General features: G+C 73.1%; 10 protein-coding genes. 4 read left to right on the forward strand and 6 right to left on the reverse strand.

Going from position 1 to position 11,411, the window contains the following annotated elements; translation table 11 throughout:
- Positions 1-36: 36 nt before the first annotated feature.
- Positions 37-3,501: a methionine synthase gene (gene metH, locus IO39_RS25380; RefSeq protein WP_043627962.1), complete on the reverse strand. Its 3,465-nt coding sequence runs from the start codon at positions 3,499-3,501 to the stop codon at positions 37-39.
- Between the two features lie 300 nt (positions 3,502-3,801).
- Here metH and IO39_RS25390 point away from each other — a divergent pair, with 300 nt between their 5' ends.
- The 3 genes from IO39_RS25390 to IO39_RS50940 all read left to right on the forward strand — a co-directional run bounded on the left by IO39_RS25390 (position 3,802) and on the right by IO39_RS50940 (position 6,602).
- A complete protein-coding gene (locus IO39_RS25390) occupies positions 3,802-4,260 on the forward strand; it encodes a universal stress protein (protein ID WP_043627966.1) in 459 nt (152 codons plus the stop codon).
- A gap of 523 nt (positions 4,261-4,783) precedes the next feature.
- Positions 4,784-5,638, forward strand: a complete 855-nt coding sequence (locus IO39_RS25395; protein WP_043627968.1) for a PAC2 family protein — start codon at positions 4,784-4,786, stop codon at positions 5,636-5,638.
- A 376-nt stretch (positions 5,639-6,014) separates the two neighbouring features.
- Entirely contained in the window at positions 6,015-6,602 is a 588-nt protein-coding gene (locus IO39_RS50940; RefSeq protein WP_157548884.1) for a TetR/AcrR family transcriptional regulator C-terminal domain-containing protein, read from the forward strand.
- Positions 6,603-6,795: 193 nt separating this feature from the next.
- Here the strand turns inward: IO39_RS50940 and IO39_RS25405 are convergent, their stop codons facing one another.
- Together IO39_RS25405 and IO39_RS25410 are read right to left on the reverse strand one after the other, a co-directional pair.
- Complete coding sequence (locus tag IO39_RS25405; RefSeq protein WP_043627970.1) at positions 6,796-7,539, reverse strand: sirohydrochlorin chelatase; 744 nt, start codon at positions 7,537-7,539, stop codon at positions 6,796-6,798.
- Between the two features lie 40 nt (positions 7,540-7,579).
- Entirely contained in the window at positions 7,580-8,740 is a 1,161-nt protein-coding gene (locus tag IO39_RS25410) for a uroporphyrinogen-III synthase (protein WP_043627972.1), read from the reverse strand.
- A gap of 334 nt (positions 8,741-9,074) precedes the next feature.
- On the opposite strand from IO39_RS25410, the gene IO39_RS25415 reads away from it, so the two are divergent.
- Positions 9,075-9,560: a peptide deformylase gene (locus IO39_RS25415; protein ID WP_043627974.1), complete on the forward strand. Its 486-nt coding sequence runs from the start codon at positions 9,075-9,077 to the stop codon at positions 9,558-9,560.
- Here IO39_RS25415 and IO39_RS52925 read toward each other — a convergent pair.
- Genes IO39_RS52925 through IO39_RS25430 form a run of 3 tightly spaced genes read right to left on the reverse strand, consistent with a single transcriptional unit; the run spans position 9,496 to position 11,338 of the window.
- Positions 9,496-9,795, reverse strand: a complete 300-nt coding sequence (locus tag IO39_RS52925; RefSeq protein ID WP_157548886.1) for a WhiB family transcriptional regulator — start codon at positions 9,793-9,795, stop codon at positions 9,496-9,498. The genes IO39_RS25415 and IO39_RS52925 overlap by 65 nt on opposite strands.
- A 35-nt stretch (positions 9,796-9,830) precedes the next feature.
- A complete protein-coding gene (locus IO39_RS25425) occupies positions 9,831-10,751 on the reverse strand; it encodes a glycosyltransferase (protein WP_043628298.1) in 921 nt (306 codons plus the stop codon).
- Complete coding sequence (locus IO39_RS25430) at positions 10,748-11,338, reverse strand: D-glycero-alpha-D-manno-heptose-1,7-bisphosphate 7-phosphatase (protein WP_245642217.1); 591 nt, start codon at positions 11,336-11,338, stop codon at positions 10,748-10,750. Before IO39_RS25430 ends, IO39_RS25425 begins: the two co-directional genes overlap by 4 nt.
- Positions 11,339-11,411 lie beyond the last annotated feature (73 nt).

The raw sequence follows: 11,411 nt of genomic DNA on the forward strand, positions 1-11,411 counted from the left end.
GGTCGGGCCGGCGGCACGCGCGGGCGGGGTCTCCCGTCAGACGTTGAAGTACTTGGCCTCCGGGTGGTGGGCGACCAGGGCCGAGGTCGCCTGCTCCGGGTGGAGCTGGAACTCCTCCGACAGCGTCACCCCGATGCGCTCGGGCCGCAGCAGCTCGAACAGCTGCTGCTGGTCCTCCAGGTTGGGGCAGGCCGGGTAGCCGAAGGAGTAGCGGCAGCCCTGGACGTTGACCTTGAGCATGTCGTCGAGCGACTCGTCGCCGCCGATCCCCCACTCCGAGCGCACCCGGGCGTGCCAGTATTCGGCCAGCGCCTCGGTGAGCTGCACCGACAGGCCGTGCAGCTCCAGGTAGTCGCGGTAGGCGTCTTTGGCGAACAGCTCGGCGGTGGCCTCGGAGATCTTCGAGCCCATGGTGGCCACCTGGAAGCCGACCACGTCGACCTCGCCGGAGTCCTTGGCGCGGAAGAAGTCGGACAGGCACAGGTGGCGGTCGCGGCGCTGGCGCGGGAAGGTGAAGCGGGTGCGCTCGGCGCCGTCGTCGCCCAGGATGATCAGCGAGTCGCCGTCGGAGACGCACGGGAAGTAGCCGTAGACCACGGCCGCCTCCAGCAGGCCCTCGGTCTGGATGCGCTCCAGCCACATGCGCAGCCGCGGCCGGCCCTCGGTCTCGACCAGCTCCTCGTAGCCGGGCCCGTCGCCGCCCCTGGTGGGCTTGAGGCCCCACTGTCCCAGGAACAGGGCCCGCTCGTCGAGGAAGGCGGCGTAGTCGTTGAGCGAGATGCCCTTGACGACCCGGTCGCCGTGGAAGGGCGCGACCGGCACGGGGTTGTCGGCGGCCACGTCGGAGCGGGCCGGCAGCTCCTCGACGGGCGTGCGGACGAGCGTCGCGCCGGTCTTGACGCGCCGCTCGCGCAGCGGCGGCAGCGTCGCGCCCGCCACGCCCCGCTTGACGGCCATGAACGCGTCCATCAGCCGCAGCCCCTCGAACGCGTCGCGGGCGTAGCGCACCTCGCCCTCGAACAGCTCCGCCAGGTCCTGCTCCACGTAGGCGCGGGTCAGGGCGGCGCCGCCGAGCAGCACGGGGTATTTGTCCGACAGGCCCCTGGAGTTCATCTCCTCCAGGTTCTCCTTCATGATGACCGTCGACTTCACCAGCAGGCCGGACATGCCGATGACGTCGGCCTTCTGCTCGTCGGCGGCCTCCAGGATGGCCGAGACCGGCTGCTTGATGCCGAGGTTGACGACCTGGTAGCCGTTGTTGGACAGGATGATGTCGACGAGGTTCTTGCCGATGTCGTGCACGTCGCCCTTGACGGTGGCCAGCACGATGCGGCCCTTCGTCTCGCCCTCGACGCGCTCCATGTGGGGCTCGAGGTGGGCGACGGCGGCCTTCATGACCTCGGCCGACTGCAGCACGAACGGCAGCTGCATCTGGCCGGAGCCGAACAGCTCGCCGACCGTCTTCATGCCGTCGAGCAGCACGTCGTTGATGATCTCCAGGGCGGGGCGCTGCTCCAGGCCGGCGTCGAGGTCGGCCTCCAGGCCCTTGCGCTCGCCGTCGATGATGCGCCGCTTGAGCCGCTCCCACAGCGGCAGCGCGGCCAGTTCCTCGGCCTTGCCCGCGCGCATGGCGGCGGCGTCGACGCCCTCGAACAGGTCCATGAACTTCTGCAGCGGGTCGTAGCCCTCGCGGCGGCGGTCGTAGACCATGTCGAGCGCGACCTGGCGCTGCTCGTCGGGGATGCGGGCCATCGGCAGGATCTTGGAGGCGTGCACGATGGCGGAGTCGAGGCCGGCGTTGACGCACTCGTTGAGGAAGACCGAGTTGAGCACCATGCGGGCGGCCGGGTTGAGGCCGAAGCTGATGTTGGACAGGCCCAGCGTGGTCTGCACGCCCGGGTAGCGGCGCTTGAGCTCGCGGATGGCCTCGATGGTCTCCAGGCCGTCGCGCCGGGTCTCCTCCTGGCCGGTGGCGATGGGGAAGGTGAGGCAGTCGACGATGATGTCCTCGACCCGCATGCCCCAGTTGGTGGTGAGGTCTTCCACCAGGCGGGTGGCCACGCGCAGCTTGTGCTCGGCGGTGCGGGCCTGGCCCTCCTCGTCGATGGTCAGGGCGACCACGGCCGAGCCGTGCTCGCGCACCAGCCGCATGATCTTCTGGAAGCGGGAGTCGGGGCCGGCGCCGTCTTCGTAGTTGACGGAGTTGACCGCGGCGCGCCCGCCCAGCATCTCGAGGCCGGCCTGCAGCACCGCCGGCTCGGTCGAGTCGAGCATGATCGGCAGCGTGGAGGCGGTGGCGAAGCGGAAGGCCAGCTCCTTCATGTCGGCCACGCCGTCGCGGCCGACGTAGTCGACGCACAGGTCGAGCATGTGGGCGCCGTCGCGGGCCTGCTCGCGGGCCGTCTCGACGCAGTCGTCCCAGCGGCCTTCGAGCATGGCCTCGCGGAAGGCCTTGGAGCCGTTGGTGTTGCAGCGCTCGCCGATGGCCAGGTAGGAGGTGTCCTGCCGGAACGGCACGGTCTGGTAGAGCGAGGACGCGCCGGGCTCGGGGTGCGGGCGGCGCGGGGCGACCTCCCTGCCGCGCACCCGCTCGACCACCTGGCGCAGGTGCTCGGGGGTGGTGCCGCAGCAGCCGCCGACCAGGGACAGGCCGTAGTCGCGGGTGAAGTTCTGGTGGGCGTCGGCCAGTTCCTCGGCCGACAGCGGGTAGTAGGCGCCGTCGGAGGTCAGGACGGGCAGGCCGGCGTTGGGCATGCACGACAGCTTCAGCCGCGAGTGGCGGGCCAGGTAGCGCAGGTGCTCGCTCATCTCGGCCGGGCCGGTCGCGCAGTTGAGGCCGATGACGTCGACGCCGAGCGGCTCGATCGCGGTCAGCGCCGCGCCGATCTCGGAGCCGAGCAGCATCGCGCCGTTGGTCTCGATCGTGACCTGGGCGATGATCGGGATGTCGCGGCCGGAGTCTTCGATGGCCCGCTTGGCGCCGACGACGGCGGCCTTGACCTGGAGCAGGTCCTGGGAGGTCTCGATGATCAGGGCGTCGGCGCCGCCCGAGATCAGCCCCGCGGCGTTGTCGCGGTAGGCGTCGCGCAGGCTCGCGTAGGGCAGGTGGCCCAGGGTGGGCAGCTTGGTGCCGGGGCCCATGGAGCCGAGCACGAAGCGCGGCCGGTCGGGCGTGGACCAGTGGTCGGCGGCCTCGCGCGCGACCCTGGCGCCGGCCTCGGAGTATTCGAAGACGCGCTCGGGGATGTCGTATTCGCCGAGGGCGGCCAGGTTGGCGCCGAAGGTGTTGGTCTCCACGCAGTCGACGCCCACGGCGAAGTAGGCGTCGTGCACGCCGCGCACGATGTCGGGCCTGGTGACGTTGAGCACCTCGTTGCAGCCCTCGTGACCGTGGAAGTCGTCGAGCGTGGGGTCCTGGGCCTGGAGCATCGTGCCCATCGCCCCGTCGGCCACGATGACGCGCTGGGACAACACTTCTCGGAAGGACGGGGAGACGCTCATGGGGGAAAGCTTATCGGGTGCGCCTCGCGCGGCGCTCGCGCGCGGCCCGCACCTAGGGGTTCCCCAGGGCTTCCTCAGGGGTTTCACAGAAGCGCGCGAACGGGGCTCCCCGGAGGGGGCCGTGGAGGGTTTCGCGGAGGGTTTCGCGGAGGGTTTCGCGGAGGGTTTCGCGGAGGGTTCCGTGGAGGGTTCCGTGGAGGGCTTCCGCTGAGGGGTTCCGCTGAGGGGTTCCGCTGAGGCGGGCGGGCGCTATTGTACTTTTCGTCAATTGTGCGGCGGACGTCCCCCTGGAGGGCTCTCATGGCCTACCGCACCGTCCTGGTCGGCACCGACGGCTCGGCATCCTCCTTCCGCGCGGTCTCGGCGGCGGCGTCGCTGGCCGCGGCCACCGGCGCGACCCTCGTGCTGGCGTGCGCGTACCTGCCCATGCCGGAGAGCCGGCGGGCGGCGGCGGCCGACCGGCTCGGGGAGCTGGCGTACAAGGTGAGCGGGTCCACCCCGGCGGACGACGCGCTGCGGGCGGCGCGCGAGCACGCCGTGGCGGCGGGGGCCTCCGACGTGGTGCTGGCGGCCGAGCAGGGGGAGGCGGTGGACGTGCTCGTCGCGCTGGCGGCGCGGCACCGGGCCGACCTGCTCGTGGTGGGCAACCGGGGGCTCAACAGCCTGGCGGGGCGGCTGCTGGGGTCGGTGCCGTCCGGGGTCACGCACCGGGCGTCGTGCGACGTGCTGATCGTCCACACCACCGACGGCGGCCGCTGACCGCCTCCCCGGCGCCCGCGCCCTCCCTCTTCGCGGCTCGGCCCCGGCGTCCGCCCGTCCCCTGGCGCCGCCCTGGCCCGATGCACTCCTCGGCGCCGTACTGACGTCGTGCTCTCCCGTGGCGTCGCCACGGCGAGCGCCGGGGGCGGTGGGGGTGCGTGGCCGGGTGGGGTGATCGAGGGGTGGGGGCGGGGCGACGCGCGCCGTGGAGTTCGCGGGGCGCGAACGCCTTTCGCGCCGGGGCGCCGGCGGTGGGTGCGGTGCGTGCCGTACGAGGTCGCGCCCGGCCGGGCGCTCGGGTGGCGCGGACGGGCGGCGACGACGCCGTCACCAGGGGTTGAGCGCCGTCCGTGCCCCTCGCGCCGCCGGTCCCCCGGCCGCCGCGCGCCGGGCGCGCCGCCGCTCCCCCGTCCCGCCGGGGACGGTGCGGGAGCGTACGGGGCGGCTCCGGAGGGGAGATCGGTGACGGCGACGCCTGCTTACCGCATAGGCTTAGCGGGACGATGGAGAGAGGAGGCGACACGTGATAGAGCTCGAAGGGCTCCCCGAGCTCGTCGACCCGGTGCTCATAGCCGCGTTCGAGGGGTGGAACGACGCGGGTGAGGCCTCCAGCGGTGTGATCGCCCATCTCGAGTCCGCCTGGAAGGCCGAGCCGCTCGTCGCGCTCGACCCCGACGACTACTACGACTTCCAGGTGACCCGGCCCGTGGTGGAGATGAACGACGGGCTGACCCAGTCCATCGTGTGGCCCACCACGCGGCTGCTGCGCGCCAGGCCGCCGGGCGTCGACCGCGACGTCGTGCTGCTGCGCGGCATCGAGCCCAACATGCGCTGGCGCTCGTTCTGCGCCGACATCATCTACGTCTGCCGCGAGCTGGGCATCGAGCTGGCGGTGATGCTGGGCGCGCTGCTCAACGACTCGCCCCACACCCGGCCGGTGCCGATCCTGGGCGGCGCGACCAACGCGGGGCTGGCCCGCTCGATCAACCTGGAGCTGAGCCGCTACGAGGGCCCGACGGGCATCGTGGGGGTGCTGCAGCACGCGTTCGGCCAGGCCGGGCTCGACGCGATCACGTTGTGGGCGTCGGTGCCGCACTACGTGGCCCAGCCGCCCAACCCCAAGGCGACGCTCGCGCTGCTGCGCCGGCTGGAAGACGTCCTGGAGATCCCGATGCCGCTGGGCGACCTCGACGAGGAGGCCCGGGCGTGGGAGCGCGGCGTCGACGAGCTGGCCTCGCAGGACAGCGAGGTGGCCGAATACGTCAAGGAGCTCGAGGAGCGCAAGGACGCCGCCGAGCTGCCCGAGGCCAGCGGTGACGCGATCGCGGCGGAGTTCGAGCGCTACCTGCGCCGCAGGGACCGCGACACCGACGGCTGACCCGCCGCGAGCCCCGACGGCGACGGGACGGCTGCCACGGGCCGCGACGCCGACCGGCTGCCGCCGCGAGAGCGACGGGATGATCGCCGCGCGGCCCGACGCCGACCGGCTGCCCCGACAGTGGCTGGAAGGCTGCCACGGGCCGCGATGCCGACCGGCTGCCGCGGCAGCGGCGGGACGGTGGCTGCGGGGCGCGATAGCGGTGGGTGGCCTTCGGGGGATTTGATCCTGCGGCTCCTGGCCCTTTCGGGCGATAATCGGGAACCCGTATAATTTTCCACCAAGTTGGGATCCCATTTAAAAGTCACCCGGAAATCCGGGGACCTCGGCTTCGCACGTGATGCCTGCTCCAACCGTTGCGCACGTAAGGCATGCCATGGCGACACCCCACGCAGACCCGCACCACAGGAGCCAGGACACCAGGCGGCGCGTCCTGGAGATGGCCGTCTCGCTCAGGGAGGACCGCGCCGGCGGCTCGGTGGACTACTTCCTCGCCCTGCTGCAGGACCGGCTCCCCTTCTGGCTGAGCATCCTGCACAATCTCTCCCACCGCATCGGGAGAGGAGCCGTGTCCGACAATCTCCTGCCGATCGCGCGGGCGGGGATCGACTACTACATCGACGTGCAGAGTGCCGCGCTGCCGGCCTTCACCTCGCCGAAGGTGACGGTCCGGTTCCGGCAGGCCATCCGTGACGCGGGGCTCGGGCCGCACACGGAGGTCGCGCCGCTGGCCGCGTACCTGGAGGCCGAGCAGCGGCTGGGACGGGTGCGGGCCGACGCGGACCCGGAGGGCAGCGCGCGCCTGCTGGTCGCGGGCTGCTTCCACCGGGCCTACATCGAGATGTTCGTCGGGGCCGACGCGGGGCCGTCGCGGGACGCCAGCGCCCGGGAGATCGTCCGGGAACTGCGCCTGGAGCCCCTCCCCCGCCCCGCCCTGTCCACGCCGCCCGATCCCCTCACCTGATCCCGCCCTGTCCACGCCCCCGATCCCTCACCTCGATCTCCCCCGGCCGCCTCCACCTGATCCCGCCCGGTCACTCTCACGTTGATCCCGTCCCGGTCGCCCTCACCCCGCTCCGTCTCCACGCCCTCACCCGGCTCCGTCTCCACGCCCTCACCCGGCTCCGTCTCCACCCGTCAGGAGCGGGTGCGGGCCGTCAGGAGCGGGCGGGCGAGTGGGTGCGGCCGTCAGGCGTGGTGTGCGGGGTGGCGGCGGTGCGGGCGACGCGGCGCAGGGCCTCGTCGTAGCGGTGCCAGATGAGCGCCGCCACGTCCGGGTCGGCGCCCAGCGGGTCGCTGACCAGGCCCGCCCCCGCCGCCGCCAGGCGGTCGTGGAAGTGGCCGGGCGCGAGCACGTACGAGGCGATGGCCACCCGGGCGGCCGAGGTGGAGCCCAGCCGTTCCATGGCCTCCTCCAGCGAGGGCGCGCCGGCCGAGGCGAAGGCGGCCGTCACCGGGCGGGCCAGGCGCACGGCGAGACGGTGGGCGGCGGCCCGCACGTCGGCCAGGGCCGCCGGGTCGGAGGAGCCGGCCGCGCCCAGCAGGACGGCGTCCGTGGGGCGCAGGCCCGCCCGCGCCAGCCTGCGGGCCAGCGCCGAGGTCAGCAGCCGGTGCGGCCCCAGCCAGCCGGCCACCACCGCGTCGGGCCGGTGCGCGGCGATCACCTCGGGCAGGTCGATGTGCGCGTGGTAACCGCCGGCCAGCAGCAGCGGGACCACGACCACCGGGCCGCGCACCGCGGGCAGCACGTCCGCCAGGAGAGGTGAGCTGATCTCCAGGTAGCTCAGCTCCACGCGCCGTCCCGGACGGGCCCTGCCGGCCGCCCTGGCCAGCTCCGACAACGTGCGCTCTCCGGCGGCGCTGCGGGTTCCGTGCGCCGCCAGGACGAGGGTGGGGGTCACCGGGCCGCTCCTGGGCGGGAGGTGGGGGCAGGGGTCGCGGTCATGTGTCGTACCGGCAGGCCAGGCGGTAGCCGCGCTTGACCACGGTCTCGACGATGCCGCCGGGCCCCAGGGCGCGGCGCAGCCGGGTGATGGCCATCTCCACGGCGTGCTCGGCCGATTCGCGCGCGACGCTGCCCGGCAGCACCGTGCGCAGGTCGGCCCGCGACACCACGTGCCCCGGCTTGTCGGCCAGGCGTTTGAGCACCGCCATCGGGGCGGGCGGCAGCGGGCGCAACTCTCCGTCCACGACCACCGCGTGCCCGCGGATCTCCAGCCGGTGCTCGCCGGCCGTGAGCCGGGTGACGCCGTGCTCGGGCAGGTGCCGGGCCAGGGCGCGGGCCAGCGCGCCGAGCCGGGAGCGGTCCGGCTGCAGGGTCGGCACGCCGCGCGAGGTGAGCGGATCGGCGGTGACGGGCCCGACGCAGGCGGCCACGACCGGTCCGCCGAACGCGGCCAGCAGCGCCTCCTCCAGCCCTTCCGCCCTGGCCGTGGCGAGCATGGCGTGCACGGCGGGCGCGCTGGTGAAGGCGACCGCGTCGACGGAGCCGGAGACCGTCTGGCTGATCAGCCGGCGCAGCGGCGAGATGTCCCGGTACGGCAGCCACCGGTAGACCGGGATCTCGATCACCTCGGCCCCGGCCGCGCGCAGGTCGTCCACGAAGTCGCGCAGCGGCTCGCCGTGCTGCTGCACCGCGATGCGGCGGCCCCGCAGGTCCTGGGCCAGGAGGTACTCCTTGACCTCCTGGCACGACTCGGTCGAGGGGGTCCAGTGGTCGTTGAGCCCGGCGGCGCGCACCGCTCCCCTGGCCTTGGGGCCGCGGGTGAGCAGGCGGGACCTGGACAGGTGCTCGCCCAGGTCGCCGGAGAGCCCCCACCCTTCGGCGGCGGCCATCCAGCCGCGGAAGCCGACGCCGGTGGTGACGACCACGTCGTCGAGCGGCTTCTCCAGGCTGTGCCGGGTGGCGGCGATCAGGTCGGCGTCCTCGGCGAGGGGCACGAGCCGGATCGCGGGGGCGCTGACCACGCGGGCGCCGCGGCGCTCCAGCAGCGCCCCGAACTCCTCGCGCCGTCTGGTCGCGGTGACGCCGATGGTGAAGCCCGCCAGGGCGTCGGGCGCCGTCTCCGGGGAGGCTCCGCTCTCGAAGGGAAGCGCGCTCATGGGTGCACCTCCGGGTGGTCAGGGACGCCTGGCGGGGCCCCGAGCACCCGGCCAGGCATCACAGGCACGTGTGACGCAAGTGAGATCACCCTCCGATACTGCTTTCGGGTGGTTTCGCCGCTGGGTCTCCTCTGTTACCGCTGTGCTACAAGCCACCGGTTCTCCTCTGTCACCGCTGTGCCACAAGCCACCGGTTCTCCTCTGTCACCGCTGTGCCACAAGCCGCCGGGTCTCTTCTGTCACCCGACTGCTACAAGGAGGGCGCCTGGCGGTTGGCCCGGGGTCCTCGGGGGAAACGTTCTTGGTGACGACGTGGCCTATCGGGGAGTTGCGGGTGACGGTCCGGCCTATTCGCACGTTCGACGATCCGGTGCTCCGCTCGGTGGCGGCGCCGGTCCAGGATTTCGACCGGGAACTGCGCCGGCTGGTCAAGTCGCTGACCGCCACCATGCGCGCGGTCCCGGGAGGCGCGGGCCTGGCGGCGCCGCAGCTCGGCGAGCCGGTCCGGGTGGTGGTCTACTCCTACGACGGCAAGTCCGGCCACCTGGTCAACCCGCGGCTGGAGCTGTCGGAGCGGCGCGTGGTCGCCGACGAGGCGTGCCTGTCCGCGCCCGGCGTGTGGTGGCCGCTGGAGCGCTCCTACATGGTGACGGCGCGGGGCCGCGACATGTTCGGCAAGCCCGTGACGGTGCGGGGGCTCGGGGTGCTGGCGAGGGTGCTGCAGCACGAGGCCGACCATCTTGACGGCGTGTTGTTCAGCGACCACCTCGAAGCGAGCGAGCGGGCACGTTTTCTCGCCGAGGCCCTGCCGTCGGGGTGAGCGCGTCCGCCGGGAGCGCGAGCTCCCGCCGCTGCGCGGGGTCGGTGCCGCCCCAGACGCCGTACGCCTGGCCGGTGTCGAGCGCGTATCTCAGGCACGGTTCCCGCACGGGGCAGTCGCCGCACACCCGCTTGGCCCGCTCGACCTGGGAGTGGCTCGGGCCTTCCATGGAGATCGGGAAGAACAGCTCCGGGTCCAGGTCGAGGCAGGCCGCCCTGCGTGTCCAGTCGAGCATCATCATGATGGTCGCGCTACCCACGCCTTCCGGCGTCATACCTCGCTGAGCAGGTGGTCCCAATCGGCGAGGAACCTGCCGAGCCCGTAACGCGACAGCGCGGCCGCCCTGGCCGCCTTGCCGGCCTGGCTCGCGCGCTCGGGGTCGCGGGCGAAGTCGTGCAGCGCGTCGGCCAGCACGCTCACCTTGGTGGACAGCACGCCGGCCTCGGGCGGCACGGCCTCGATCGCCTCTGTGGCCGCCAGCGCGACCACGGGCATGCCCAGGGTCATGGCCTCGATGAGGGCCAGGCCCAGCGAGGTCCAGCGGTAGGGATGCAGGTAGACGCGCCTGCGGGCGAGCTCGGCGTGCATGACGTGCTGGGGCAGGTCCTCGTGGGTGCCGTACGGCAGCCCGTCCACCTTCATCCCGAACACGTCGAGCGGCACCCGCTCGGCGAAGCGGGGCAGCAGGTCGGTCCCGGCGACCCGGGTGCGGCGCACCGGCTCGTTGACGACGACGCCCGCCCGGGGCAGCTCCCCGGTGTAGAGGTGGCCGGGGTCGGGCACGCCGTGCTCGATGACGCGGGTCGGGGCGCGGCCGTTGTCCCAGTACAGCTCGTTGAAGTGGGTGACGTGCACGAGCGTGATGTCGTCGCGGCCGGCCAGCGGGTGGCGGGTGCGCGGCACGTCGCTGGTGGGCGTGTTGTGCTCGACGTACAGGCCGGGCACGTCGCGGCCCAGCCACTCGCGGGCCAGCTCGATCTCGTGCGGGCGCTGGTAGACGACGACGTCCACGGGTTCGTGCCGCAGCCGGTCGTACGGCACCTCCCGGGCACTGGCGGGCCAGTCGTACGTCGCCGCCCGCCCCCGGCCGTCGGGCCTCCGGCCGGGGACGAGCGGCAGCACGTACTCGTGGGACCCGCGCACGAACGCGCTGGTCCACGAGCCGTGCACGTGCCAGATGAGGATCTTCACCAGCGGCTCCATCCCATGGCGCGGGCCCACGGCGCCGAGGCGGCGGCCACGGGGGCCTCCGCGTCGGTCAGCACGCGGTCCACCACGTCGATCAGGTCGTCGGCGACCTCGGCGGCCTGCCGGATCTCCTCGCGGAGCGTCTCTTGTGTCGGGACGAGGATGCCCCTGGCGCCGGCGGCCCTGGCGGCCTCCATGTCGCGGCCGATGTCGCCCACGACCACGCAGTCGCGGGGGCTGACGTCGAGCACGGCGGCGGCCCTGATCACGAGGCCCGGCGCCGGTTTGCGGCACGTGCAGCCGTCGGCGTCGTCGTGCACGCAGATCGCCCACGCGTCGAACGGGCCGAGCAGCTCCTCCACCTTGGCGTTCACCTGGTCCATCTCGTCCGGGGACAGCAGGCCCTTGGCGACGCCCGACTGGTTCGTGACCACGGCCACCGGCACCTCGGCGCGTCTGAGCCTGCCCAGCGCCTCGACCGCGCCCGGCATGGGCTCGACGAGGGCCGGATCGCCGTTGTACGGCACGTCCCTGATCAGGGTTCCGTCCCGGTCGAAGAGCACGGCCCCGGGACGTCGCTTTTCGAACACCTTTCACCTCCGTCGCGTGTCCGGCAGCTACCCGGCGCCCCGCCTGGCAAACAACTACTTACCGTGACCAGGC

The sequence above is a fragment of the Nonomuraea candida genome (genome assembly GCF_000725485.1).
Lineage (GTDB): Bacteria > Actinomycetota > Actinomycetes > Streptosporangiales > Streptosporangiaceae > Nonomuraea > Nonomuraea candida.

Coding starts and splice junctions, on each gene's coding strand:
- metH (WP_043627962.1), bottom strand. CDS start 3,501: ATGAGCGTCTCCCCGTCCTTCCGAGAAGTGTTGTCCCAGCGCGTCATC.
- IO39_RS25390 (WP_043627966.1), top strand. CDS start 3,802: ATGGCCTACCGCACCGTCCTGGTCGGCACCGACGGCTCGGCATCCTCC.
- IO39_RS50940 (WP_157548884.1), top strand. CDS start 6,015: ATGGCGACACCCCACGCAGACCCGCACCACAGGAGCCAGGACACCAGG.
- IO39_RS25410 (WP_043627972.1), bottom strand. CDS start 8,740: ATGAGCGCGCTTCCCTTCGAGAGCGGAGCCTCCCCGGAGACGGCGCCC.
- IO39_RS52925 (WP_157548886.1), bottom strand. CDS start 9,795: ATGCTCGACTGGACACGCAGGGCGGCCTGCCTCGACCTGGACCCGGAG.